Here is a 25281-nt window from a genome sequence, read left to right as displayed (position 1 = left end):
TTTAAAGGACATAAAGTCACTTTAATAACCAGTTCAAACCTGCAAAATAGAATCATGTTCTTTTAAAACCAGATATGCCGCCCCTAAAATCGCTACATCTTCTAGCGTCGTAATTGTGACCGACGCTTCTATCGGCAGATGCTTATCGATTGTTAACTTGATATCCGGTAGAAAATGATGCATGGACTTTGATAAGCCGCCACCAATGATTACACATTCTGGGTTAACAATTGAAATGACATTAATCAAAGCAAATCCAAGATGGGACAAAGCATCTTGTACGATGTTCAGCGCATTTTCATCGCCTGCAATCGCCATTTCGAAGATCTTTTTGGCCGGCCAATCATCTGATTCTTCATCGCCCGTTCCCAAGTGCTTCAACATTCTTTTGGTAATAGAAGGTCCGCCGACATGGCTGTCGAGAAAGCCGTATCCGGAAAAGATGCTGTCATAGGCTTCCTCAGCGGCATGCCTATCAGTCACCATATAGCCGATTTCTCCGGCGGCAAATGATGATCCACGATACAACTGGCCATTTATAATCATTCCGCAACCTACCCCTGTACCGAGTGTAATCTGCAGAATATTTCTCTTATCTTTCCCAGCCCCTTTCCATTGCTCACCAAGTGCGGCAACATTTACATCATTGTCGACGTAAACCGGAAAAGATAGAAGTTCACCCAATTTCTTGACCAAGGGATATTGTTTCCATCCCAGGCTCGGCGCATCGAATACAAGTCCTTTTTCGACGTCTGTTATACCTGGCACACCAAGTCCCACCCCGAGGATTTGACTATTATCTAAACCACTTTTAGTGATAAGTGAGTGGATATGATTGGCGATTACCTGAACAAGGTTTTTTGATAAATACTTTTGGGTTGAAAAAACCACTTTCTCTATTAAGTCACCTCTTAAGTTCATGATAGCCATCTCAACTGATGTTCCGCCGATATCTACTCCGACAATATATTTAGCATTATGTTTGAAGTAAATCTGGAAAGCTCTTCTACCGCCAGATGAACTTGAACTTGTACTTTCTTTTTCACGAAACCAACCTTCATTGATCAATTCATCAACAAGTTTGGAAATCGTCGGCTTACTAATTGACAATGCCTTTGCAATTTCTGTTCTAGAATGACCGGGATTCTCTTGGATATAATGTAGAATCTTTTTCTTATTGATAAATTTCATATACTGTGGATTTGCTTGAATATGGCTGACGGTGATTACAATCCTCCCCCTTCTAATAATGGATGGGTATCAAGAAAATTGCGGCAGGTAAGGTTTGTTGATTTCCATCAGTTCATGATATATTTTCAACGCGGCATTCGCACTTGGAATATTTGGATCTGTTAACAATGCTTGAATGACAAGCCCACGATCGCCTCTGACACCAGCATCTACAACAAGATGCTGTACATCTACCTGTGTTCTGCACATCGCCGCAATGCCCCGAGGCAGTTCCCCAAGAGCAAGCCCATTCACGCCGTTGCCACTTATGATTGCCGGTACTTCTACAATTGCATCCGCAGGCAGATTTGAAATGTAGCCATCGTTAGGTATATTTACCGAATCCAACAACTCATTTGTGTTATGCACGATGCCATTGATGATATTAAAAGCCTTCTCACCAGAAGGTGCAATCAGCTCATCATCGATGGAAACCTTGCCGCTGATGACGCCGTCCAGGACGCTAACAATACTTTGACGACGCTGTTCGTATTTTTCAAAATCATATCCTTCGTCTGGTATGAACTCATGTGCATATGGGAAAAACTCACCTAGATGACCGTCACCCGATGTCGGGAATAACCCGTAATGACGGAATATGAAACGTGATAGCTTCTCGTACTCCGGATTGTATGTTGCTTCTTTTTCACGAAACAGCGGATACAGATCATCCCCGGATCTTTTGTCTCTTATATCGACAATCCATGTAAAATGGTTGATGCCCCAAGCCTTTACATCAATATGTTCACGATCGATAGCCAGGATTGTAGATACGATTTCAATCCCCGCATTTATTTGATGACAGAGCCCTACCGCTTTGACATTCGTGTATTTCTTAATGGCCATGCAAAGTCTGCTCTCCGGATTCGTAAAGTTGATCAATAAAGCCTCTGGGCAAATTTTCTCTATATCTTTACAAATGTCCAGAAAGATTGGTAGGTTTCTCATTGTGTGAAAGACGGCACCTGGCCCAACATTTTCCCCCAAAACATGTTTGATACCGTATTTTTGCGGTACAGCGAAATCCTGTTTCCACATCTTCACACGATCAACAGCAATTGACACGATTATAAAATCTGCCCCCTGCAACGCTTCTTCCCTGTCGGTGGTAGATGAAATCTGATATCCAGCACCCAAACTATCATTAATACGATTGGCAGCAAGCGCAGTTTTTTCTACAGCATTCTTGTCGATATCCATTAAAACAAGCGTACTTCCCCATAAATCAGTTGTCGTGAATGCATCTTTTATCATGCTCAATCCAAAGACTGCGCTGCCCGCCCCAATAATAACAATTTTCGGTTTATTCCGCACAAAATAAGCCCCCTATAACCTTATTACTATTCGGTTAGTAAACTTAACTTACCAATTGGTTTATATACTACTATGAAAATTCTGACATGTCAACGGTTACAAAGTTCTTAGATTAGTAGATTAGTAGAGCAATAAAGTCCAATGTTACTTGACGCCGTGCATCCTGATAATTATATTTTACACTCGATAATATGAATCAAAAACTTTTCGAAAAAAGCAAAAATAAAAGCTTATCTTGAATGGAATTCCCAATCAAGACAAGCCTAGTTTTTTGATTTACCGAACAACTTTTTTATTCTTTCTGCTTCTCACTATTTTAACGACAATCGGATAAATAATCGGTCCATATTTTATGATTCTTCGGATCAGTCTACCCATGAAATTCTCCTCCACTTTTTAAGGCATCTACCTTGTACCATTTGTTAAATCGTATTTATTATTCCTTTTTCACTAGTTTTTAAACAATATTTAATGCAGACGATTGTTGTCTTCGGGTCAGTCAACTATATCCAATAAAAAAAGCGCACCTCATGGAGATGCACTTTAATATGTATTTTACCAGAGCACCGGTTTTTGCACCATTAGCCAAAGCATGACTAGCATCAAACCGACGTATATCCATGATGTTTGATTTAAACGATTAAGAATATGGTTTTTATTTTCCCCTGGTTTTCCAAAACGTTTTAGAACGATTGTAAATCCCCTAGAGAGAAATAAACCTGACAAAAGCAGAACTGCCACTGTCATCACTACCCAGGACGTATACCATGGCCATGGCCCAAAAATTAATAATAGGACACCTGACACGACTAGTACATGTCCCGCATGCATGACAATTCGGATCACGACGTTGACAATGGATAAGTATGCATTTTCTACATCAGTGTTAACGTCGCGTAAACGCTTGATTGTTGGCATTAATATAAACAATGGTCCAATGGACAGTACTGCACTAACAACATGTATGAAAATAATTAGAGCATAAAAGTCTAGTTTCATACGAAATCATTTCTTAACGGGGCTAAATTCATGAACCCAGACGCTCATCTTTGGTATCCAAGGCATTTTCGGGTGAAGCGCTAAAATAGATTGTTTATAATCTTCCATGTTCGCATACCCTTCTGTTTTGGCATGTTCGTCCGTCATTTCACCGAGGGTCTGCGAGTACAGTGCATCGACTTTGAATTCTTGCCCTTTCAATACCATGATTTCACCAGGGTAAGCATAAACACCGTTACGTCTCGTCGCTGTTTTCTCACCGTTTAATACTTTCTCAACATCCGCTTCAATCGTTACTAGGCGCTCAATCGAGCAGGATTTTTCTGGCAAGTTATCTTTTGTTTGATTTGTCATGTTTTGACCCCTTTTCAATTACTTATTCTATTTACTAGTATAACTATCTTTCCAATATATCGCGAGAAATAGCATGTTTGACTTTGGCTTCATTGAAATCTATAAGTCGCCCTATTTTTTTCAGGGACACACTTTTATAGGTATGTTGACATTCAGACAGTACCTTTTACATTCCTTCATATAACTGATAAAGTTTCCTATTGAAGCAACTTTCTACATAGCTAAAATAGCAAGCTTTATACATAAGGAGGAAGTCATATGAGCGTTCCTGTTGAGAAAGAGATAGAGCAGCGGCGTTCAACAACTAGTTTAATAATTCTCGTCGTTGGAATTATTTTTCTTGCCACTAATTTACGTGCACCAATCACTGCGATCGGACCTGTTGTCGCCATGATTCGCGACAGTTTAGGGATTTCGAATACAGCTATCGGTACATTAACGACAATACCCTTACTGGCATTTGCGGTATTATCACCTTTTGCACCGCGTTTAGCAAGAAGATTTGGTATGGAAATCGTTTTGTTTTTCGTGCTGATTGTGCTTTCAATTGGTCTCGTCTTAAGACCGATGGGCGGATTTTCAACCCTTTATCTAGGCACAATTCTAATGGGTGCAGGAATTGCCATTGCCAATGTCCTTATGCCGGCGTTTATTAAGATGAAATTCCCTAATAATATCGGCATGATGACGGGTGTTTATTCGATCTCTATGAATTTAACAGGGGCTCTCGCCGCAGGTTTAAGTATACCTATTGCTACATCTAGCAGTTTCGGCTGGAAAGGATCTATTGGCATATGGGCAATTTTAGCCATCATAGCGCTTGTTATCTGGATCCCTCAAATTCTACATAGAAAAAACGATTCGTTGCCGGGGCAAAATGGCGTCAAAGGAAAATCGCTTTGGCGTTCTAAACTCGCCTGGAAAATCACCATATTCATGGGACTGCAATCTTTATTGTTTTATTGCTTGGTCGCTTGGTTACCCGTTATCTTACAAAGTCGAGGAATGGAATCAACACAGGCAGGTTGGATGCTATCGGCAATTCAATTCTCGCAATTACCCTTTACCTTCATCGTCCCAATCATTGCAGGTCGCATGAAGAACCAAGTTTCACTAGTTTGGATCACATTCGTATTGATGACAGCTGGACTATCCGGAATCTTATTTGGTAATACTTCCCTGGTTTTAGCTTCAGTGATTATCATCGGTGTGGCATCTGCATTCGCTTTCGGTCTGGCAATGATGTTTTTCTCACTCCGTACGCGTAACTCTTTTGAAGCAGCTGACTTATCAGCGATGGCACAATCATTCGGTTATTTACTTGCAGCGTCTGGTCCGCCGCTTTTCGGCCTTCTATTTGACCTAACAAATGGTTGGACATTCCCGCTACTATTATTAATCTTAGCAACCGGCCTTCTTTTCTTCGTAGGTCTCGGTGCTGCAAAAGATGAATATGTTTCAGAGACATAAAAAACTCAACTTGTATGATGACAAGTTGAGCACTCAACTTGTATATGACAAGATGAGCACTCAACTCGTGTTAAACGAGTTGAGTTTTTTGTTCCATAATATGAAACTTAATTAGTTTTCGAACTGATTCATCAAATTAGCCATTTCAATTGCGGCAGCGCCCGCATCCCAACCTTTATTTCCAGCTTTCGTACCCGCACGCTCAATGGCTTGCTCAATTGTATCTGTTGTTAAAACACCGAAAATAACAGGAATGCCTTCTTGCATATTAATGGCTGATACCCCTTTGGCCACTTCACTACAAACATAGTCAAAATGAGGTGTAGCTCCGCGAATCACCGTTCCCAATGTAATAATTGCATCATATTTTCCCGATGCGGCCATTTTCTTCGCAACAAGCGGTATTTCATATGCACCCGGTACCCACGCTGTGGCAATATCATTATCGTTTACACCGTGTCGACGAAGCGCATCTTCTGCCCCATTTAAAAGTTTACCTGTTATAAAATCATTAAACCTCGAAACGACGATTCCAATCTTTAACCCTGTACCCACTAAATGGCCTTCATAAGTTGTTCCCATTATAATTCCCCCTTAATTATGTAATACATGTCCTAGTTTACTTTTCTTCGTTTCCATATAGTGCTTGTTCTCTACTTTTATAGGCATTTCGATTTGCAGTCGCTCTGTAATCTTAAGTCCATGACCTTCAAGTCCAGATACTTTTCTCGGATTATTTGTCAATAAATGAATAGTCGTCAATCCGAGTTCTCGTAAGATTTGTGCACCGATTCCATAATCGCGTAAATCATCGAGAAACCCTAATTTCTCATTCGCCTCAACAGTGTCATAGCCTTCTTCTTGTAACTTATAAGCTTTCATTTTATTAACAAGGCCAATCCCTCGCCCCTCTTGACGCATGTAAAGCAGGACGCCTTTTCCAACTTTTTCAATTTGTGCAAGTGCGGCTTTGAGCTGAGGACCACAATCACATCTACATGATCCAAAAACGTCACCCGTTAAACACTCTGAATGTACACGCACAAGTACATTTTCTGCACCTTTAATATCTCCTTTTACAAGTGCGATATGTTCACGTCCCGTTAATGCTTCTACAAAAGTAACAGCTGTAAAATCGCCATTTTCTGTTGGCATTTGAACATCTACGACACGTTCAACCAATGTTTCGTTTTTACGACGGTAAGCGATCAAATCTTTAATCGTTAAAATGACTAAATCAAAGCGTTCCGCGATTTCTTTTAACTGCAAACTTCTAGCCATCGTGCCGTCAGCATTCATAATTTCACAAATAACGCCAACTGGTTCTGAGCCAGCTAATTTCGCTAAGTCAACCGCAGCTTCCGTGTGTCCTGCACGTCTTAAAACACCGCCCGCTTTGGAAACTAATGGGAAGATATGTCCTGGTCTTTTAAAATCAGTCGGTTTTGCATCTCTACTTAGCATTTTCAAGATAGTATCGGATCGTTCAAACGCGGAAATACCCGTATGTACAGAAGAATGATCAATGCTAACTGTGAATGCTGTTCCATATGCATCGCTATTGTTCTCGGTCATCGGATTCAAATTGAGTTGTACCGCTTTTTCTTCTTCAATCGGCACGCAAATTAGTCCGCGGCCTTCAGTGGCCATGAAGTTGATCACTTCAGGCGTCGCAAATTCGCCAAGTGCAACGAAATCTCCTTCGTTTTCACGGTCTTCATCATCTACAACGATAATTGCTTTACCTTGTTTAAGTTCTTCAATTGCTTTTTCTACTGTTGCATACAAGTCTACCTCAACTCCCTAATCTAAAAATCCGGTCGCAATAAGCGTTTCCATCGTTACACTGCCACTCGGCTCCTCTTCTTTTTTCGTCAATAATCTTTCAATATATTTCGCCAACATATCACATTCAATATTTACTTTATCCCCAACATTTTTTTGTCCGATGATAGATTCTTGTTGCGTCACAGGAATCAAGGAAATAATAAAACCTGAATCTGTCACACCAAAAACAGTTAGAGACGTTCCATCAACTGTTACAGAGCCTTTCGGAATAAAATAATTCAATAACTCTCGTTCGATTTCAATTTCCATATACACTGCATTCGCAACGTTACGAACAGATATAATTTCACCCGTTCCGTCGACATGGCCGCTGACAAAATGGCCTCCGAATCGTCCGTTTGCTGCCATCGCGCGTTCTAAATTAACCGAACTTCCTGCCCGAAGTTCCTGTAGCGTAGTAGCTTTCATCGTTTCCGGCATCACATCGGCAATAAAATGATCGCTTGAAAAATTTGAGACCGTCAAACAAACGCCGTTAACGGAAATACTATCTCCTTTGTTCACGTCACTTAGCACTTTCCTGCAGGTAATCGCGAGTTGAAGTGAAGTTGCTCCTGGCGTTACCCGGGACACAGTTCCAATTTCTTCAATAATTCCAGTGAACATATGCGGTTATTCCTTCCTCTAGTTACTAATGGCTAAAATACTTTACACAAAACTTTTTTTAAAAATCAACTCTATTAATGAGTATGCTAAAAAGCCTCTCTCTGACTAAGCAGAATCGAGCGTGAATAAAAATATTGCTTTTAACGAGTAAATCTTGATTAAATTATCTATCTTGTATTGGATTCTCTCCACCATGGGGCGAACGGGTGGTAAGGAAAGGATAATCATGAAGAACGGTTTATACGTCAACCCTCAAAATATCATTTTGAGCGCGTTGAAAAATGGACAGGAGCTGTCCCTTATTACAATGAAAGCTCCATCCAGGGTGGCGGCTACTTTCAAAGTGACGTGTATTATTCCGTATTTGTAAAAAATGCTTGGTTCAATTGTCGCTCTGCCTCTTCTTGCAACCAGAGAATATTGCCACAAATATCGGCAATCTTAAGAAGCCTATAATCTGGCCGTCTGACACAAACACACCCATTTTTCGAAGCGGCAAGTGTGTCCTTTTAAATTACGGTCAAATTCTAGAACAATATTCATAAGATGCTCTTAAACTATGAGTATTCCCCCTTTCAAATAAAATTGAAGAGGACAAAGTCTCAAGCATTGCATCTAAAATAACCAAACAACTTCTCCCATCCAGACTATAACTGTCGGTGCCGGACTTTCACCAGCTCCACCGCCCCTCAAAAAAGAAGGTCGGGTCACGGACTAATGAGCAAGGGAGAAGAATGCAGTACAATTCTTCTTTGCTCAATCACCGTCGGTAAGGAATTTCACCTTGCCCCGAAGAGTTTGTTATATAAATGCTATTTAAACGTTAACACAGATAAAACATTAAATCAAAAAAACTCAGCCCGATTGCTCGGAACTGAGTAAAAAACTTCATGAATTTATTCTTTTAAATCTTCTATTGAGTCGATGTCCATATATTTCGGTACAACTAGACCAATTTTTACGCCTTCCATGCTCGTACCAATATCATCGTATTTTCCTTCAAACTTTTCTGCATAAGTTTTGTGTGTAATTGGCAACCAACCCGCAAGAAGTACATCTGCGCTTCCATCAGCAACAGCTGTCCACATTGGACCTGCTTCAACTTGTGACATTGTTACTTTATAGCCCATATCTTCCAATACAAGCGCAACTACATTTGTGCTCGCAATCGTACTATCCCAAGCTACATAGACAAACTTGATCTCATCACCATCTACTTTATCAACGCCTTCTGTCCATGATGCCACTTTGTCTTCATTTTTATCAAGCCAGTTTTGCGCTGCAACTTCAGGTTCTTCACCATCGATAATCTCGACCATGACTTCAGCCATATCTTCTTCAGTCCACTTAAAGTTTGCAAGGATTTCATAAGCTTCTGGTGAGTCTTCTTCGAGTCCTAAACGACCAATTGTGTGAATCTCTTCCGCTCCGCCAAATGACCCTTCAGGATCCTCAAGATATTTCAATTCGAATTTCGCGAATTTCCAGTGCGGGGACCACCCTGTAACAATAATCGGTTCTTCTTTGTCATAGGCCCTTTGTAATGCCGCTGTCATTGCTGCCCCTGAACCCGATACAACTTCCCATTTATCGAGTTCATAATCAACAAGCGCACGGTCTGTTGCTTCCATAATGCCTGCACCTGGGTCGATTCCAGTAATCTTATAATCTACAGATTTACCTACTGAATCAGTAGCCCCTCCTTCTTCTTTGTCTTCGCCACAAGCAGCTAACCCTACTGCAAGTAATGCAACTGCTCCTAGTCCTAAAATTTTCTTTTTGATCGTCATGAATTTGTTCCCCCTTGTTTTTTAGATCCGGCATGTTGAGTGATTCTGTCTAAAATAATCGCAACAATTACGATAGCGACACCTACTTCAACACCTACTCCGGTCTTTAACTGCGTTACTGCTCGGTAGACCTTCTCACCAAGTCCTGGTGCACCTACCATTGAAGCGATAACAACCATTGATAGCGAAAGCATAATACTTTGGTTTATACCTGCCATAATAGTTGGCTTGGCGAGCGGGATTTGAATCTTGCTCAACCTTTGCCACGATGTGGAACCAAATGCCTCTGTCGCTTCTATCAAATCTTTAGGCACTTGTTCAATTCCCAACATTGTTAAACGTATTGTCGGAGGCATTGCAAAAATTACAGATGCCACAACACCGGGGACAACCCCTATATTGAAAAAGAAAATTGCTGGTATTAAGTAGACGAATGCTGGCATTGTCTGCATTAAATCCAGAATTGGGTTGATAATATTACGTACTGTCGCTTTTTGCGAACCCCATATTCCAATGGGAATTCCTATCGCAATGGCGAACACGACGGATGTAAGTACGAGCGCTAACATCTGAAGCATGTCGTACCAAAATCCTAAATAATCGATAAACAAAAATCCGATTAAAGTGAAAACCCCTATTTTTCTTGTAGAAATTAGCCATGCAGCAATTGCAAATAATATAGCAAGAAGAATTGAAGGAACAACTGCCAACGTATCTACAAATCCTTCAACAATTGTTTGCAAAACAATTGCTATGCCATCTAAAACGGATCCAAAATGTTCAATCAGCCAATCTACACCATTGTCAATCCACTCAGAGAACGGAAGTCTTGGCAATAGTTTATCCATTTCCATTCACCTCTATCGTCATTTCTTCAATCGAATCCACAACGCCATTTTCATTAATGAATTGGCCATTCCCTGACAATGCACCGATAAAAGCGCCGCGGATAATGATGCCGCGAAGGCGTTCGTTCTCATCGATGACAGCAACTGGGATCGTTGCGGTTGAAACGATATCAAACAACTCCGTTAAAACGCGGTCTTCGGGAACCGTGAGAAGATCAGTTGTAAGCACTTCCTCGAGCGACTGATTTTTCTCTGTCGCTTCTAAAGCATCCTGTGCCATGACTGCGCCGAGTAATTTCCCTTTTTTATCGACAACATAAATTGAAGAAATGCGGAGGCGTTTCATAAGTCGAAGTGCAACCCGTGGCCCTCGGTCTATTTGAACAGTATCAGCCTGTTTCATAATGTGACCAGCCGTCAATACCTTCGACAGATCAACATCCTCAACAAATCTTGCCACGTACTCATTTGATGGATTCATCAGAATTTCTTCAGGTGTTCCAATTTGTACGATTTCTCCGTCTTTCATTAACGCAATACGATCACCAATTCTCAGGGCTTCATCTAAATCATGTGTAATGAAAACGATTGTTTTTCCCATATCATTATGAAGTTGTAATAATTCATCTTGCATATCTTTTCGTATGAGTGGATCTAATGCACTAAAAGCTTCGTCCATCAATAAAATATCTGGATTATTTGCCAATGCACGCGCAAGACCAACCCGTTGCTGCATGCCTCCACTTAACTGGGATGGATACTGATCTTCGTATCCTGCAAGACCAACTAGCCTCAAGGCTTCTTTCGCTTTACTTTCTCTTTCTTCTTTCGAGAACCCTTGGATTTCCAATCCATACTCTGTATTCGAAAGAATTGTTTTATGTGGAAAAAGAGCAAAGTTTTGAAAGACCATCCCGATTTTTTTTCGCCGTACATTGCGGAGTTGCTCTTTATTCATCGTTACAACATCTTCGCCATCTATTAATATATGGCCTGTTGTCGGGTCGATTAATCGGTTAAGAAGTCTAACTAAAGTAGATTTTCCGCTTCCAGACAATCCCATGATGACAAAGATTTCTCCATCATAAACATCGAATGAAGCATTTTTAACACCGACCGTTGCACCTGTGTTCTTTAAAATCTCACCCTTCGTTTTTCCTTCTTTTAATAACTGTACTGCTTTTCTGCTGTTTCTACCGAAAATTTTCGTAGCGTCTTTTACTTCGATCTTTTTTCGGGCAATTTGTTCTGACATACTTACACTCCCTACTAGGTATTTCCTATCTATAATTTACTAGTATAGCTGTAACACATTTGTAATACAACTGTTTTTACAATTTAAATTGAATATACGGTTAGAACTGTATGAACTTTTGATGGTATGAATTGCTTTTCTAGAAAAACTGTACTACGCTATAAGAAAACAGCTAGAATAAGCTTAGATAAGCCCTTAGCTATAAGGAGTTGCGGAAAATGGATGGGAATGAAAGATTGGAAAAGGCTCGTAAACGGATTACAGAATCAATTGCGCAAAACATTCATCTATACGGCCTCCCACCCTCTGCTGGAAGACAATATGGAATGATGTTCTTTCAAGATCGGCCTCTAACACTTGACGATATGTCGGAAGAACTTGGAATGAGCAAAACGAGTATGAGCACATCGATAAGAGCACTAGCCGAAGCGAAGTTAGTCGACCGTGTATGGGAACGCGGCGTTCGAAAAGATTTATATGAAGTGAAAGATGATTGGTATCAAGGCTTCATTGATATGTTTAATAGTAGATGGCGAAGTTCAGTTTCCCTTCATTCAACGGCCATTAGAAGATCACTTAATGAACTAGATGAGCTAATAAATGACGAAACAATTAGTCCTGAAGTGTTAGAAAAAGCTAAAATCGACAAAGAAAAGATTTTGTATATTCGTGATTATTACGATTGGCTCGATCGCCTTATCGATGCTTTTGAAGAACATGACATTTTTAATCTCGTTCCGAAAAAAAATCAAACTGAAGAATGACTAAAAAACGGCATCCATTTATGTGGATGCCGTTTTTCTTCTGAAACTATATTGTGGTAACATCGTATATTAATATGTAATTAATTGAATCATAGGGGATGGTTAGATGTATTCGCAAGTTCATGCACCAGGAAATCGATTATCAACAGACGCTGTAAAAGTTTGGATAATAAGCGGTGTGATTAATTATACGATTTGGCTCGCTATATTATCGGGTTTTTTGTATTTAGATTATCGATTTTCCTGGTACGAGTGGATTGGCTGGGTGTTAATTTGCATTATTAGTTTACTAGCACTAACTGGTATTTGGTCCGTCTTTATCAAACCTTTTTTGCTTTATAAAAACTGGCGATACGATGCTGCTGAAGAATTTTTGCAATTAAAGTCTGGAGCATTCAATGAAGAACATCAACTTGTTCCGATGACAAAAATCCAATCTGTGGCGACTAACCAAGGTCCTATTCTAAGAAAGTATGAGTTATACTCGCTGACTATCGAAACAATGGGATCTACTCATAAAATCCCTGCACTTCCAAAAGACGTTGCCTTTGAACTACGGAACCGCATTGCCCATTACGCTAAAATAAAGGAAGTTGACGAATGAACAACTTCAAACGATATCATCCATTCATCATTGTCATGAATTTATGGACATTACTTAAAAACAGTTTTGCCATTTTTGTCTTTTTCATTTTTTCATTCGTATCGACATCACCACTTTATTCATACGGAAGACTGGCGTTTCTCCTGTTCTTTGCGTTAGCCGTATTAAAGATTATTATGGACTGGTTTGTCGATAAATACGAAATTGTCAACGAGTCGTTTCAAATGTACCATGGGATTGTCTTCAAAAATGAACGCATTGTGCCATTTTCAAAGGTACAAAATGTACAGCGACAAACTTCGTTCCTTCATAGAGCGTTTAAACTAACATCGCTGACACTCGAAACCGGCATAGCCGGTTCTGACGGCGCGGTTGAATTTAAAGTGATTACAGTTAAAGAAGCAGATCGCATCGAAGACCTTATAAAAAAAGTTGAATTAGAAGTCGAGACTACTGTTGAATATCCTGAAGTAGAGACGAAATCGGACCAGCGGGTTATTCATTTTACCCCAACAAAAAAAGATGTTTTAAAAGCTTCCTTCACATCCTTTAGTTTTCTATTATTAATACCAATTGTTGGCTCCATCTTTTCTAAAATCGAGAAACTTGAATGGGTAGAGAAAAAGGCTGAAGGTGTTTTATCAAGGATTATCGAGTCTAGCTTCACTACTGTTATCATGGTGATTCTATTGATTATTTTTTCTATTATTATTGGAATTGCCAGAACCTATATAAAATACGGGAAGTATGAAATTGCATCTGATGATGAACGGATTTACATTACTAAAGGCGTACTACATGAATCTGCTTTTACAATTACGAAAGATAATGTACAAGCGATTGAGATCAGGCAATCCACAATTAAACGTCTGCTTGGACTTGCGGAAATTAAAGTAATAAGTGCTGGTGGTGTTGGCGAAGGGTTGCTTGAACCGAACTCGCTCTATCCATTCTTACCTATCAATCGGGCGTATGAAATAATCCATGAAATTTTACCTTCTTATGAAGTTTTCAATACGATGGAGCGACTTCCAAGAATATCATTTTGGATTCGCATGCTAAAACCTAGTTGGATTTGGATAACTTCTACGTTAGTGCTATTTTATTTCAAACCGCCCTTATTGGATTTCGAACAAGCTTGGTGGGTTATCTCAGTCGGCCTGCTTCTAATAATCATTGTTTCCAGGCTGCTCAATTATTTTAATACTCGCTATACCTTGAACGAAGAGTTCATCCAATTCAAAACTGGAAGCTTCGAAACTTCAGTATTCATTTCAAAACGTACTAAAATAATTGAGATAAGTGTTAGACGGAGTAAGATTCAACAGCTTCTGGGACTTGCTTCAATAGTAACGGTCAACCACGCTAAACCATTTCATTATTCGAGTGTAGATGACGTTCCGCTAGAAATGGCAAGTAACTTTTACACATGGTATGCAGGTCGAGTAGATAAAATAAAAACAGAATAAAAGCATGCGTACACTTCGTTTTGGAAGTGTATGCATGCTTTTTATAAATCTTCACTCTTGATAACTGCTTGTAATTCCACCTCAACATTACCTTGAATAGCTCTGCTAATCATGCAAGATGTCTCTGCTTTTTCCGCTAGTCTAAGCGCAAGCGACTTGTCTTTTTCTGTTGCGTCTGCTTTTAGCACGATAGATGGTTTATGAATGATCTTTTTATATGTAATAACGCCATTTGTCACATCGACAACGCCTACTGATTCCATCGTCAATACTTCTTTTTCGAGATTACTTCGCTCCATCATTGCAGCCAATGTGATGATATAACAAGTCGCCGCAGCTCCTAATAGCATTTCATCTGGATTCGTTCCGATCCCTGGCCCTTCCATTTCCGGTGGAATCGAGACTTTTGTTTTCAAATTCCCGGCGTCGATTGTTCCGACATCATTCCGTAAACCCGGCCAATTCGCCGTTAGGTGGAAATAGTGCTCTGTCATTTTAATAACTCCTTCGCTATATCTGTTGAGATAAGTGTAACAAATTATTATGGATGAACGCTAAAAAGACCCCTAAGAGTAAAAATTCTCAATAGAAGTGCAATGAATAAAGATGCTGTTAAAAATATAAGGTATGTGTTCACATTGAAATATTGATTATTGACATGTATTGACATGAATGAAGTTATTTGATTAATATAATCCCAATCCACAAAATCAAATTGTTCCTTATAAGCATCAGCTAAAACATTGCGATATGCCATGAAAGAAGCCTTTTGATAAATGACCGCAACCACCCAATAAATTGCAATTAACGTCATAGTGAAAACTAAGGGTTTTCTTTTGACTTCAATATTTATTAATTTAAACCATAAAAATACTAAATAACAAAAAAGTAAAAAAAGAACTGTGATTAATGGTATTGCGGGGTTTCCGTTTCCAGAAGTCTGCCCCGGGAAAGGTGTCATTTGATTAATGAGAATAAAAAGTAATGCACAAACTAAACTAATCAAAATCACTAGTGCTTTATTCTTCATCTGAACCATCCCCTTTATTATATATTAACAGATAAGTTAATAAACCGGCGATTACATAAATAAAAAGATTGGCCGAGGCATTCTCTACTTAACCAATCTTTTTATCAACCTTATTGTTATGCCAATGATTGTTCCAAGTCCTCCAGTAAATCCTCAACATCCTCAATACCCACAGAAATACGAACCAATCCGTCTGTAATTCCTAATTCCAGTCTGCGATCACGTGGAATCGATGCGTGTGTCATTCTTGCCGGGATTGAAATTAAGCTTTCTACGGCACCTAAACTTTCAGCAAGTGTGAAGTAACGTAATTTTGCTAGCAGTTCATCCGCTTTTTCTTCGCTACCAACATCGAATGATATCATACCGCCAAAACCCGTCGCTTGTATTGTCATTAATTTATAACCTGGATGATCTTCTAGCCCAGGATAATAAACTTTTCCAATTGCGTCATGCGCGACTAAAAATTTTGCGATCTTTAATGCATTTTCATTATGCTCTTCCATACGAAGCCCGAGCGTTTTTATCCCGCGTATTAATAACCATGAATCTTGCGGTCCAAGAACAGCTCCAACTGAGTTTTGAATGAAATGCAGTTCCTCCGCCAGTTCATCGGTTGCAACAACGACAAGCCCTGCGACGACATCGCTATGTCCACCGATATATTTTGTTGCACTATGCAGCACGATATCTGCTCCTTGCGAAATGGGTTGTTGGAAATAAGGCGTCATAAATGTATTGTCGACAATTGTTAACAATCCTTTTTCCTTACCAAGCTTAGCAACTGCTTCAATATCTGTCACTTTCAGCAAAGGGTTCGTTGGCGACTCTAAAAATATCGCTTTCGTGTTTTTCTCGATCGCCGCTTCGACTTCAGCAATATCACTTGAATCGACAAATGTCGAGGAGATACCGAAGCGATTCAATACTTTCGTCATGACACGGTAAGTCCCGCCGTATACATCGTCCGTCAAGACGATATGATCACCTTTACTGAACAGCATCATGACCGAACTGATTGCCGCCATGCCAGATCCAAAAGCAAACCCGGCTTGGCCGCCTTCTAAATCACTTATTAATACTTCCAATGCATGACGCGTTGGATTTCCAGTACGTGAATACTCGTAACCGTTAAATACGCCGACTGATTGTTGTTTATACGTGCTCACCTGATAAATCGGAGTTGAAACAGCACCTGTCGTTTCATCCCCCACAATTCCACCGTGAATTAACTTCGTTTTTGCTCGCAATTTATTCGCTCCCTTTGAACAAATCATAAATATCTTGACTTAAATACCGTTCACTTGAATCCGGAAATATAGTGACAATGTGGCTGCCTTCTTTCGCTGCTTCTGCTTCACGTAATGCCGCGCAAAAAGCAGCCCCGGAAGAACTTCCGACAAGTAGTCCTTCGTATTTTGCTAGATTTCTTAGTTGAGTAAATGCTTCTATGTCGCTTACTGTATGAATCTCCTCAAAATAGGAAGTTTCCATATACTCGGGGATAAATTCCATACCAATTCCCTCGGTGACATGGGGCCCTGCTATTCCACCATTTATTATCGAGCCTTCTGGTTCTACGATAACTGTTTTCACAAGTGAATTTTTCCCTTTTAAATACTGAGCAGTTCCCATGAAAGTCCCGCCGGTTCCTGCCCCCGCAACAAAGATATCAATTTTTCCATCCAAATCATTCCATAGTTCAGGTCCAATTGTTGCTACATAAGTCGCGGGGTTTGCGGGATTGGAAAACTGTGAAGGCGAATATGCTCCAGGTATTTTTGAAACAAGTTCACGGGCTTTTTCAATTGCACCTGTCATCCCTAATTCAGTTTTCGTATTGATTATTTCTGCGCCAAGTGCACGCATTAACGTTTGTTTTTCCACACTAAACTTTTCTGGCACAACAAATTTCACATAGTATCCTTTTCCGATTACCGCGAGCGCTAAACCGATTCCTGTATTCCCAGCAGTCGGTTCGATAATCGTTCCGCCGGGCCCAAGAGCACCCGACCTTTCGGCATCCTCGATGAGAGATATCCCTAACCGATCTTTCACACTACCACCTGGATTTAAATACTCGAGCTTCGCGAAAATCCGGCAATTATTCGGGACAGGAATATGGTTGATCTCAACAATCGGTGTATTTCCGATTAGCTCTTGCACACTGCTATAAACATTCATTACTTCTCCTCTTTGTACACTTGGTGCCATTCATCTTTCTTCAGAAGCATATTCTCCGCCAGTTCTTTTGCGCCATCCAAGCTATGATTTGCAGCCCATCCGCACTGAACGACGTTGCACGCCGGTACTTCATTTGCCATTAGCACATCTTTTAATGTTTTTTCTAAAATCGACAGAATCTCATCGTAATTATTATGATTTATGACCGTTAGATAGAAACCCGTTTGACATCCCATCGGACTAAGATCTACAACTTGATCTGTGTGATTTCTAATATTTTCAGCCATGATATGTTCTATTGAATGGAGCGCATCCATTTTCATGAACTCAGTATTTGGTTGTGTAAACCTAAGATCGTATTTATAGATTTCATCGCCCAATGCCCCTGTTTTTTTTCCTGCCAAACGCACATATGGCGCAGCTACTTTTGTATGATCTAAATTGAAACTTTCAACATTTAATTTTTCCATGGTTTTTCTCCCCTTAGTTTTTACTTTTCAACTTCTTAGTCGCGTTCAGAATCCAAACATAATCATTCATTTGCTTGCAAGCGACATCAAATCCTGCCTTCATAAATAAATCCATCAACACGGGTACCGTTGTGTAATACTCACGCTCTAAATCATCTGCCACATTATGAAAACCTCGTGAACGCTCTTTGGCAATTTGCGCTTTTTTTGCTCCTTCGGTTATAAACATCGTATCTGCAAAAATCACTTTACCGTTTTCCTCCAACAACTCGGCATATTTCTTAAGCGCAACTCCTTTTTCTACATCCGTCAAATGATGGAATACATAAGTGCTAACGATTGTATCGATTAATAAGCCGTCCACTTCAAAATCCAATAAATCACCGTCTATGATTTTCAGCGTTGGAAATCGTTCACTAGTAAGTTGGCGCATTGCATCGTTTGGTTCGATACCGATAACAGTCAAACCTTTATCTACTAATTTAGCAGTTAAGTTTCCCGTACCTGTTCCAAACTCAAGAACTGTTCCCGATGATTTATTTGCAACATCAGCCAATATTTCGTCATAGCCTTCAAACACATCGCGATACTCCGGGTCCTTCCCCGCTACAGATGCATCATACGAATCAATCCATTCATCAAAAATATCAATGAATTCACGTCCCATTTCAAAACTCCTTTTATAAACATACTATTCATACCGACTTAGTAGGAATTAGGCTTGCACTACTACTTATACCACATTTTAAAAAATATGCCAAGTGAAGCTTAAAATTATTACTTGCACGCCATTATATGTTTACTCATATATATAGATGATTACTATCTTTTGCGGGAGGAAATAACGATGGAATGGTTAACCATCTTGTTAATCAGTATTGCGGCTAATATTGATAATTTAGGAATTAGTGTATCATATGGGTTAAAAGCGAATCGAATTCCTTTTACAACAAATATAATAATCGCGATTATTTCCGCCATATGTACTTTTATCTCGATAACTGCGGGACAACTTTTATCCAATTACCTTTCAAATTCTACCGCAAACTTTGTGGGTGGATTTTTAATTGTTTGCCTTGGCTTATGGATTATCATTACTTCAAAAAACAAAGTACCTAGTAGAGTAATAAATATCGGATGGAAAGAGTCGATTTTTCTAGGGAGCTTACTTGGACTTAATTGTTTAACAATAGGGTTCGGCGCTGGAATTACGGGAATTCCCCCGCTTTATGCCTCATTATCAATTGGATTATTTTCGATAATTTCAATTTCCATAGGCATTACAATCGGAAATAAAATTGGAAATACATTATTCGGTAAATACTCAAATAGCTTTGCAGGATCATTACTAATATTTATTGGGTTCTATGAAATATTTATTTGACTTATAGGTTTTTTCTACCTATAGGCTTGGCAACTAAAAAAGAACTTTTTCGATTAAATAATAATCGAAAAAGTTCTTTGAATTACTTAACTGTTATTTCATGCTCAATATGTTCATGTAAGTCTTCATCATCTTCAACATGAATTTGGACATGATAAGTGCTAGCTTTTTCAAATGTAAAGTCGGCTACATATTCGCCGGCTTCAATTTCTTTTGCATCTACCCAATCGTGTTTTTCAGATAGATCACTCCAAATTTCATATCGGACCTTTAAGCTTTCATAAGGTTCATTATCTATCTTGATTTGAACAACCAGCTTTTCATCACTATTCGCAGCTACTTCATCTGGCGTCATAAATTCCATTGAAAATCCTTCAGTATGGTAATGATGATCAGGTTCTGCTTGTTCATCATAATTTCCGCCATCTCCTACAACAACTTCTTTCAACGGCATCGTATGAAGCCCATTAGCTGTTACATGCACTTGCACGTGGAATAATCCTTCATGTTCAAATGAAGTTTCCGCTGTATAAATACCGCTTTTTTCATTAACAGAATCAATCATTTCGCTATCAGATTTCTTTCCTTCTTCCCAAACTTCAAATACGACTTCGTCAGCGTCTTCAATTTCCTCTTCACCTTGCGTGACATACGCTTTCATTTCCACAGTTTCGTTAATATCTACTGTTTCAGAAACAGTAAGTTCGACTTCTAACATTTCAGGTGCTTTTACTTCTGTAGGCACTTCCTCTTCCTTACCATTCCCACAAGCAGCCAACGCACCGACCACAACGATCAGTATTAATAAACCGATTTTTCTTTTCAACTGTATTCCTCCTCGTTCTATTTGATAACGCAATCCTGCTCAATCCAGTATAATTATAAATAATTACTTCGAACTTTATGTGAAGTCGCCCTACATTTCACATGGACTTCATAATTGCATCCGAAAATAGAAATAAAGAGGTGTTTTACATGAATGGTTATACAATAATGATTATTGATGATGAGAGTCAAATGAGGGAACTCGTTCGTACATTTTTAGAAGCTGAACAATACCATGTCATTGAAGCAACAGACGGTATCCATGCTTTAGATCAAATAAATAAAACTTCACCCGACTTATTAATCGTCGATGTGATGATGCCCTATATGGATGGTTTTCAATTTGCGGAAGAAGTAAAACGCAAATCATCCATTCCCATTATTTTTTTATCAGCAAAAGGCGATGAATGGGACAGAGTAAAAGGACTCAAACTCGGTGGAGATGATTATATCGTCAAACCTTTCCTTCCGGCAGAGTTAGTAGCACGGGTTGAATCTGTTCTTAGACGCACGTACCAAAATTCCAATTCACAAAACTTGCTGAAAGTCGGGCCATTTGTCATTGATTCATCCGCGCATACTGCAACAGTCGATGGCAAATCTTTATCGTTGACGTTGAAAGAATTTGGGCTTTTGCAACTGTTTTTAACGAATAGAGGACGCGTCTACACCAGAGAACAACTTCTGGAACTTATTTGGGATGAAAACCATAAAAGTACAGACCGCACCGTAGATACGCACATTAAAACATTGCGCTTAAAACTAGGTGATTACGCCAGTGTGATTGAAACTGTGTGGGGTGTTGGATATAAATTAGAGGTGTGAGTAGTGAAAAATTCCAGATTGACATTCAGTAAGAAAATACTCGTTCTTTTACTATCGAGTGTTGGATTTACAATATTATTTTCTTTTTTCTTCATTCATTATTTATATTCCAATTTGTATCTGGCTAGTATTGAAGAATCTATCATCTATCAAGGACAAAGAACAGCGTCCCATTATCATTACGGGGAATTAAGCGATGAAATCATCGAAAAAATTCAATGGTATAATATCGTTTCAGAATACGAAATAATTGTTGTTGATAAACTAGATGATTTATCTTCTTACTTCCCATACAAAATCAATTATGAAACGTTAGTTGACCCACAAGATCAAGCGTCGTTAGAAAATGGTAAATATGTTCTGAAAGAGGGATTCGTCGAAGAATTTGACCGTGAAATTATTGGGGCCATTTTTCCGATCAAAGGCGAAGACAGTCTGCTCGGTTTTATCTATATATATGTCCCGCTTGCGGCGATTCAAGACGTGTTTCGGGATAGTATTCCAGTACTCTTAGTTACTGGTACATTGTTTTTCTTTATCCTCTTTTTAATCGTCAATCGTTTCTGGAATTCGATATTTAAACCGTTAAAAAAACTTCAACAACAAGCCGTAGAAGTATCAGAAGGACAATACTCGAAATACCTAGAATTTACTTCAGATGATGAAGTCGGGCAATTAACGAGAGCTTTTAATAAAATGAGCTATTCTCTCGGACAACAAGAGAAACGTAAAAAAGAATTTACTTCAAACATTGTTCATGAACTACGCACCCCACTCACCTATATTACGGGTTATACGCAGGCATTAAAACATAAGATTTACACATCACCTGAAGAAGCCGCAAACTACCTAGTAACAATTGAAAAAGAAGCGGAACGGTTAAGCAAACTCATTAATGATTTGAATGAATTAAATCATTTACAAGAAGACTTTTATTCAATTGAATCCCAGCCAATCGCGATTGCCCAATTATTAACAGACACGATTGACCTATTTATGATTCTAATTGAACAAAAAAAGTTGACACTCAATTTAACCATTCGAGAAGATTTAATCATTATGGGCGATCCTCAGAGAATCCAACAAGTCTTCTATAACGTTTTGGATAATGCAGTCAAATATTCAACAGAAAAAAACAAAATTAAAATCAACTTGGTGGATGATGGTAATTACGTTCTATTTTCAGTAATAAATCAAGGCACACCTATTCCAGAAGAAGATATTAATCGAATAGGAGAACGTTTTTTCCGTACTGACAAAGCGAGAAACCGTGCAACTGGAGGCACTGGATTAGGCCTTTCCATCGTGAAAGAAATCGTTCGATTGCATAACGGAACTTTTACAATCGAAAGTAACGCTTCTGAAGGGACCAACGTTTTAATTCAATTGCCAAAGTGGAAAGAAGGGGATTTCAATGAGAAAACTTAATGTAATCATTCAAGTACTGTGTGTTTCCCTTCTTCTTCTCGCCTGTACACCCAAACATCAAGAAGAACGCAAAATTGAACCGTTTACATTTACCAATCAAGAAGGACAAGCGTTTGGAATGAATGATTTAAATGATACTATCTGGGTTGCTAATTTCATATTCACGAACTGCACAACAATTTGCCAACCGATGACCGCTGAAATGGCATCCCTTCAGCGTATATTCAAAGAAAAAGACTTCAACGTTGAATTCATATCATTTACAGTTGATCCAGCGATTGATAAACCAGATAAATTAAAATCATTTATGACAGACTTCAGCGATGACCTTTCGAACTGGAATTTATTGACTGGATATACACAAGCCGAGATAGAAGTTTTCGCAAGAGATCAATTTCAAACCATCGTGCAAAAACCAGCCTCCTCAACCCAAGTCATTCACAGTTCAAACTTTTACTTGATCGGTAAAGACGGGTATTTTGTGAAGGAATATAACTTTGTAGATGCAACTTATGTAGATGAAATGATAACGGATATTCAAGAATTAATGAAAAACTGAGGAAGCCCTCCGAAAAACTCTCCAAAAGAGTGATATCAGTAAAAAATGAGTACATGAATAAAAGAATAATTCATGTACTCAAAATTCATTTTTTAATCATATAAATATATAATTTGAAGCAAATATGACGCCTCGTCAGAAATGATACTTATAGACAAAGAAGTCTCCCCTTTTGTTCCGATCATTGTGTGCATCATCGGTCCAATCTCCATTTTCTCAACCTCATATCCATTATCCACTAAATACTTATCGTACATTTCCAAACTCCCTATAAATTCGCCTTCTATTTGATAGGATAACGTAATGGAATTTCGACCGTATTCGTCATCCCTATCTTTTGGTGAAATGCTTGTCATAACTAAAAACTCTTTTGCTGGCAACGAAATATCCTGTGGAAATTCATCTGGAATTTCCGCATGCGATCCCATATTTATTGTTACCGCAGTCCCATCCCCATCCTGGCCCGTTGTGACGGAGACGCCACCATCATCGGAGTCAATATCTATCGTCGATTTTTCGCCGTCTTCTCCTTCTATCTCTACGCCGCCTTTACCTAGCTTAATCTTTCCGCCATCTCCTGTAGGAATCGATATGCACCCAGTTAGCAATAACATGACGGCCAGAAAACACATAAAACTTCTTAATATATTCATCTAAATAACCTCCAAATAGTTTCTGGATCATTTTCCAGTCTATTCAGAATAACGATGAAAAGTTAAAATAACGTAAAGAAGTTGAATTCATTATCGAAAGTTATTCGCGTATTTGTCCGTCCCCTTGAATGACAAACTTACTCGAGGTAAGCGCCTGAAGCCCCATCGGCCCTCTCGCATGCAACTTTTGGGTACTAATCCCGATTTCTGCACCGTAGCCAAATTCGAATCCATCCGTAAAACGCGTCGATGCATTATGATACACCGCAGCTGCATCTACTTTAGTCAAAAAGAGCGTAGCATGATTTTTATTAGTTGTGATAATCGCTTCCGAATGACCCGTTCCGTATTGATTAATATGATCAATCGCTTCGTTAACAGTTCCAACTACTTTCACACCAACTGACAGCCCCAGGTACTCCGTATACCAATCTTCCTCCGCAACTTGTTCTGCAAATGAAAACAAATCTGATACAATTTGATCTCCGAAAATCTTAACATGATTTTCATCAAGTGCATGAAGAAGCTTCTCCCCATGTTCTGCAAACCATTTTTCATGAATGAGAATCGTTTCAATAGCATTACACACGGATGGACGCTGAACTTTCGCATTCAACCCAATCCTGATAGCCATATCCAAGTCAGCTGATTCATCGATATACAAATGGCAGTTCCCTGCACCCGTTTCCAATACCGGAACTGTCGATTGTTTCACTACAGTCTCGATTAATTTTTTCCCACCGCGTGGAATTAACACATCAAGGTAATCATTCAATTGAAAGAGTTCTTTCGCAGTTTCATGACTTGTATCTTCAATCAACTGAACTGCGTCCACTGGGATAACACTCTTTCCAAGCGCTTTGTGGATGGATTGTATAAGTGCTTGATTTGAAAATTTAGCCGAAGAACTTCCTCTTAAAATCACAGCATTTCCTGTTTTCAATGATAATGTCGCTGCATCAACAGTCACATTTGGACGTGCTTCATAAATCATTCCAATAACGCCAATCGGAACGCGTTTTTTATTTATAAGTAATCCATTATCTTTCGTGATAGATTCAATGACTTCCCCGACTGGATCTTGTAATTGCACCAATAATTTAATCCCGTCGGCCATCGCTTTAATACGATCTTTTGATAGCATGATGCGATCTAACACTTCATCTGTAAGACCATTTTCACTTCCTAGGGCTAAATCCTTTTCGTTTTCAGTTAGTAATAATCCAGTATCGAAAATCAATTGATTGGCAATTAAATTGAGGGCCTCATTTTTTCTTTCTGTAGAAATTCCGATTAATTCTGAACTGACATCTTTTGCTTTTTTACCTTTTAGATGGACTTCACTTATGATTGCTACCTTACCCATTTTAAA

At 39.1% G+C, this 25281-nt stretch carries 27 protein-coding genes and 1 riboswitch; of the genes, 8 read left to right on the top strand and 19 right to left on the bottom strand.

Features of this window, described 5'->3' with window-relative positions:
• Positions 1–33: 33 nt before the first annotated feature.
• The 4 genes from J4G36_RS02480 to J4G36_RS02465 form a co-directional block, all read right to left on the bottom strand.
• Complete coding sequence (locus J4G36_RS02480; protein WP_210468385.1) at positions 34–1191, bottom strand: ROK family transcriptional regulator; 1158 nt, start codon at positions 1189–1191, stop codon at positions 34–36.
• A 69-nt stretch (positions 1192–1260) separates the two neighbouring features.
• The gene (locus J4G36_RS18820) at positions 1261–2544 is read right to left on the bottom strand and encodes a family 4 glycosyl hydrolase (RefSeq protein WP_210468384.1); all 1284 of its coding nucleotides are present in this window, start codon (positions 2542–2544) and stop codon (positions 1261–1263) included.
• A 555-nt stretch (positions 2545–3099) separates the two neighbouring features.
• Entirely contained in the window at positions 3100–3543 is a 444-nt protein-coding gene (locus J4G36_RS02470; protein ID WP_210468382.1) for a hypothetical protein, read from the bottom strand.
• A 6-nt stretch (positions 3544–3549) separates the two neighbouring features.
• Positions 3550–3897, bottom strand: a complete 348-nt coding sequence (locus J4G36_RS02465; RefSeq protein WP_210468380.1) for an ASCH domain-containing protein — start codon at positions 3895–3897, stop codon at positions 3550–3552.
• A gap of 258 nt (positions 3898–4155) precedes the next feature.
• Here J4G36_RS02465 and J4G36_RS02460 point away from each other — a divergent pair, with 258 nt between their 5' ends.
• Positions 4156–5367: a CynX/NimT family MFS transporter gene (locus J4G36_RS02460; RefSeq protein WP_210468379.1), complete on the top strand. Its 1212-nt coding sequence runs from the start codon at positions 4156–4158 to the stop codon at positions 5365–5367.
• A gap of 111 nt (positions 5368–5478) precedes the next feature.
• Here J4G36_RS02460 and ribH read toward each other — a convergent pair whose 3' ends face one another.
• The 6 genes from ribH to J4G36_RS02430 all read right to left on the bottom strand — a co-directional run bounded on the left by ribH (position 5479) and on the right by J4G36_RS02430 (position 11714).
• On the bottom strand, positions 5479–5949 hold the full coding sequence (ribH, locus tag J4G36_RS02455; RefSeq protein ID WP_210468378.1) for a 6,7-dimethyl-8-ribityllumazine synthase: 471 nt from the start codon (positions 5947–5949) through the stop codon (positions 5479–5481).
• A 12-nt stretch (positions 5950–5961) separates the two neighbouring features.
• Complete coding sequence (locus J4G36_RS02450) at positions 5962–7155, bottom strand: bifunctional 3,4-dihydroxy-2-butanone-4-phosphate synthase/GTP cyclohydrolase II (protein ID WP_210468377.1); 1194 nt, start codon at positions 7153–7155, stop codon at positions 5962–5964.
• A gap of 15 nt (positions 7156–7170) precedes the next feature.
• The gene (gene ribE, locus J4G36_RS02445; protein ID WP_210468376.1) at positions 7171–7821 is read right to left on the bottom strand and encodes a riboflavin synthase; all 651 of its coding nucleotides are present in this window, start codon (positions 7819–7821) and stop codon (positions 7171–7173) included.
• A 626-nt stretch (positions 7822–8447) separates the two neighbouring features.
• Positions 8448–8622: riboswitch (FMN riboswitch) on the bottom strand.
• A gap of 95 nt (positions 8623–8717) precedes the next feature.
• Entirely contained in the window at positions 8718–9605 is an 888-nt protein-coding gene (locus J4G36_RS02440; protein WP_210470388.1) for a glycine betaine ABC transporter substrate-binding protein, read from the bottom strand.
• A 2-nt stretch (positions 9606–9607) separates the two neighbouring features.
• Positions 9608–10459 (bottom strand): ABC transporter permease, encoded by an 852-nt coding sequence (locus tag J4G36_RS02435; protein WP_210468375.1) that lies wholly within the window; start codon positions 10457–10459, stop codon positions 9608–9610.
• Complete coding sequence (locus J4G36_RS02430; protein ID WP_210468373.1) at positions 10452–11714, bottom strand: quaternary amine ABC transporter ATP-binding protein; 1263 nt, start codon at positions 11712–11714, stop codon at positions 10452–10454. The genes J4G36_RS02435 and J4G36_RS02430 overlap by 8 nt, the downstream gene beginning before the upstream one ends.
• Positions 11715–11932: 218 nt before the next feature.
• Between J4G36_RS02430 and J4G36_RS02425 the strand changes: the two genes are divergently transcribed.
• The 3 genes from J4G36_RS02425 (at position 11933) to J4G36_RS02415 (ending at position 14551) form a co-directional block, all read left to right on the top strand.
• On the top strand, positions 11933–12478 hold the full coding sequence (locus J4G36_RS02425; protein WP_210468371.1) for a GbsR/MarR family transcriptional regulator: 546 nt from the start codon (positions 11933–11935) through the stop codon (positions 12476–12478).
• Positions 12479–12584: 106 nt separating this feature from the next.
• A complete protein-coding gene (locus tag J4G36_RS02420) occupies positions 12585–13082 on the top strand; it encodes a PH domain-containing protein (protein WP_210468369.1) in 498 nt (165 codons plus the stop codon).
• The gene (locus J4G36_RS02415) at positions 13079–14551 is read left to right on the top strand and encodes a PH domain-containing protein (protein ID WP_210468367.1); all 1473 of its coding nucleotides are present in this window, start codon (positions 13079–13081) and stop codon (positions 14549–14551) included. Before J4G36_RS02420 ends, J4G36_RS02415 begins: the two co-directional genes overlap by 4 nt.
• Positions 14552–14592: 41 nt before the next feature.
• Here the strand turns inward: J4G36_RS02415 and J4G36_RS02410 are convergent, their stop codons facing one another.
• The 6 genes from J4G36_RS02410 to J4G36_RS02385 form a co-directional block, all read right to left on the bottom strand.
• Positions 14593–15045, bottom strand: coding sequence for an OsmC family protein (locus J4G36_RS02410; RefSeq protein WP_210468365.1), 453 nt, complete (start codon positions 15043–15045; stop codon positions 14593–14595).
• Positions 15046–15092: 47 nt separating this feature from the next.
• Positions 15093–15581, bottom strand: a complete 489-nt coding sequence (locus tag J4G36_RS02405) for a hypothetical protein (RefSeq protein ID WP_210468364.1) — start codon at positions 15579–15581, stop codon at positions 15093–15095.
• A gap of 116 nt (positions 15582–15697) precedes the next feature.
• The gene (locus J4G36_RS02400) at positions 15698–16831 is read right to left on the bottom strand and encodes a bifunctional cystathionine gamma-lyase/homocysteine desulfhydrase (RefSeq protein WP_246880374.1); all 1134 of its coding nucleotides are present in this window, start codon (positions 16829–16831) and stop codon (positions 15698–15700) included.
• Position 16832: 1 nt separating this feature from the next.
• The gene (locus tag J4G36_RS02395) at positions 16833–17765 is read right to left on the bottom strand and encodes a PLP-dependent cysteine synthase family protein (protein WP_210468362.1); all 933 of its coding nucleotides are present in this window, start codon (positions 17763–17765) and stop codon (positions 16833–16835) included.
• The gene (locus J4G36_RS02390) at positions 17765–18235 is read right to left on the bottom strand and encodes an S-ribosylhomocysteine lyase (RefSeq protein ID WP_210468361.1); all 471 of its coding nucleotides are present in this window, start codon (positions 18233–18235) and stop codon (positions 17765–17767) included. Before J4G36_RS02390 ends, J4G36_RS02395 begins: the two co-directional genes overlap by 1 nt.
• 13 nt (positions 18236–18248) lie before the next feature.
• Positions 18249–18902: a class I SAM-dependent DNA methyltransferase gene (locus tag J4G36_RS02385; RefSeq protein ID WP_210468360.1), complete on the bottom strand. Its 654-nt coding sequence runs from the start codon at positions 18900–18902 to the stop codon at positions 18249–18251.
• A 180-nt stretch (positions 18903–19082) separates the two neighbouring features.
• On the opposite strand from J4G36_RS02385, the gene J4G36_RS02380 reads away from it, so the two are divergent.
• Entirely contained in the window at positions 19083–19619 is a 537-nt protein-coding gene (locus J4G36_RS02380; protein ID WP_210468359.1) for a manganese efflux pump MntP, read from the top strand.
• Between the two features lie 82 nt (positions 19620–19701).
• Here J4G36_RS02380 and J4G36_RS02375 read toward each other — a convergent pair whose 3' ends face one another.
• Positions 19702–20445, bottom strand: a complete 744-nt coding sequence (locus J4G36_RS02375) for a FixH family protein (RefSeq protein WP_210468357.1) — start codon at positions 20443–20445, stop codon at positions 19702–19704.
• Positions 20446–20594: 149 nt separating this feature from the next.
• Between J4G36_RS02375 and J4G36_RS02370 the strand changes: the two genes are divergently transcribed.
• From J4G36_RS02370 to J4G36_RS02360, 3 genes are read left to right on the top strand one after another with little or no spacing between them, the layout of a single operon-like run.
• Entirely contained in the window at positions 20595–21269 is a 675-nt protein-coding gene (locus J4G36_RS02370) for a response regulator transcription factor (RefSeq protein WP_210468355.1), read from the top strand.
• A gap of 3 nt (positions 21270–21272) precedes the next feature.
• Positions 21273–22697 carry a sensor histidine kinase gene (locus J4G36_RS02365; protein WP_210468353.1) on the top strand — a complete coding sequence of 475 codons (1425 nt, stop codon included), beginning with the start codon at positions 21273–21275 and terminating at the stop codon, positions 22695–22697.
• Positions 22684–23256, top strand: a complete 573-nt coding sequence (locus J4G36_RS02360) for an SCO family protein (RefSeq protein ID WP_210468351.1) — start codon at positions 22684–22686, stop codon at positions 23254–23256. Before J4G36_RS02365 ends, J4G36_RS02360 begins: the two co-directional genes overlap by 14 nt.
• A gap of 92 nt (positions 23257–23348) precedes the next feature.
• Here the strand turns inward: J4G36_RS02360 and J4G36_RS02355 are convergent, their stop codons facing one another.
• Positions 23349–23909 (bottom strand): hypothetical protein, encoded by a 561-nt coding sequence (locus J4G36_RS02355; protein ID WP_210468349.1) that lies wholly within the window; start codon positions 23907–23909, stop codon positions 23349–23351.
• Positions 23910–24009: 100 nt separating this feature from the next.
• Positions 24010–25257: a glutamate-5-semialdehyde dehydrogenase gene (locus J4G36_RS02350; RefSeq protein WP_210470387.1), complete on the bottom strand. Its 1248-nt coding sequence runs from the start codon at positions 25255–25257 to the stop codon at positions 24010–24012.
• Between the last annotated feature and the right edge of the window lie 24 nt (positions 25258–25281).

It is taken from the genome of Sporosarcina sp. 6E9 (genome assembly GCF_017921835.1).
In the GTDB taxonomy this organism is placed as follows: Bacteria; Bacillota; Bacilli; order Bacillales_A; family Planococcaceae; genus Sporosarcina.
Note: the sequence above shows the minus strand (reverse complement) of the source record. Positions and strands in the feature narration are given on the sequence as shown.

What these genes read in the sequence shown, in the direction of transcription:
- J4G36_RS02420 (WP_210468369.1), top strand. Translation starts at nt 12,585, where the DNA reads ATGTATTCGCAAGTTCATGCACCAGGAAATCGATTATCAACAGACGCT.
- ribE (WP_210468376.1), bottom strand. Translation starts at nt 7,821, where the DNA reads ATGTTCACTGGAATTATTGAAGAAATTGGAACTGTGTCCCGGGTAACG.
- J4G36_RS02415 (WP_210468367.1), top strand. Translation starts at nt 13,079, where the DNA reads ATGAACAACTTCAAACGATATCATCCATTCATCATTGTCATGAATTTA.
- J4G36_RS02390 (WP_210468361.1), bottom strand. Translation starts at nt 18,235, where the DNA reads ATGGAAAAATTAAATGTTGAAAGTTTCAATTTAGATCATACAAAAGTA.
- J4G36_RS02435 (WP_210468375.1), bottom strand. Translation starts at nt 10,459, where the DNA reads ATGGATAAACTATTGCCAAGACTTCCGTTCTCTGAGTGGATTGACAAT.
- J4G36_RS02470 (WP_210468382.1), bottom strand. Translation starts at nt 3,543, where the DNA reads ATGAAACTAGACTTTTATGCTCTAATTATTTTCATACATGTTGTTAGT.
- J4G36_RS02355 (WP_210468349.1), bottom strand. Translation starts at nt 23,909, where the DNA reads ATGAATATATTAAGAAGTTTTATGTGTTTTCTGGCCGTCATGTTATTG.
- ribH (WP_210468378.1), bottom strand. Translation starts at nt 5,949, where the DNA reads ATGGGAACAACTTATGAAGGCCATTTAGTGGGTACAGGGTTAAAGATT.
- J4G36_RS02380 (WP_210468359.1), top strand. Translation starts at nt 19,083, where the DNA reads ATGGAATGGTTAACCATCTTGTTAATCAGTATTGCGGCTAATATTGAT.
- J4G36_RS02395 (WP_210468362.1), bottom strand. Translation starts at nt 17,765, where the DNA reads ATGAATGTTTATAGCAGTGTGCAAGAGCTAATCGGAAATACACCGATT.
- J4G36_RS02480 (WP_210468385.1), bottom strand. Translation starts at nt 1,191, where the DNA reads ATGAAATTTATCAATAAGAAAAAGATTCTACATTATATCCAAGAGAAT.
- J4G36_RS02385 (WP_210468360.1), bottom strand. Translation starts at nt 18,902, where the DNA reads ATGGGACGTGAATTCATTGATATTTTTGATGAATGGATTGATTCGTAT.
- J4G36_RS02370 (WP_210468355.1), top strand. Translation starts at nt 20,595, where the DNA reads ATGAATGGTTATACAATAATGATTATTGATGATGAGAGTCAAATGAGG.
- J4G36_RS02360 (WP_210468351.1), top strand. Translation starts at nt 22,684, where the DNA reads ATGAGAAAACTTAATGTAATCATTCAAGTACTGTGTGTTTCCCTTCTT.
- J4G36_RS02410 (WP_210468365.1), bottom strand. Translation starts at nt 15,045, where the DNA reads ATGACAGAGCACTATTTCCACCTAACGGCGAATTGGCCGGGTTTACGG.
- J4G36_RS02405 (WP_210468364.1), bottom strand. Translation starts at nt 15,581, where the DNA reads ATGAAGAATAAAGCACTAGTGATTTTGATTAGTTTAGTTTGTGCATTA.
- J4G36_RS02460 (WP_210468379.1), top strand. Translation starts at nt 4,156, where the DNA reads ATGAGCGTTCCTGTTGAGAAAGAGATAGAGCAGCGGCGTTCAACAACT.
- J4G36_RS02425 (WP_210468371.1), top strand. Translation starts at nt 11,933, where the DNA reads ATGGATGGGAATGAAAGATTGGAAAAGGCTCGTAAACGGATTACAGAA.
- J4G36_RS02430 (WP_210468373.1), bottom strand. Translation starts at nt 11,714, where the DNA reads ATGTCAGAACAAATTGCCCGAAAAAAGATCGAAGTAAAAGACGCTACG.
- J4G36_RS02465 (WP_210468380.1), bottom strand. Translation starts at nt 3,897, where the DNA reads ATGACAAATCAAACAAAAGATAACTTGCCAGAAAAATCCTGCTCGATT.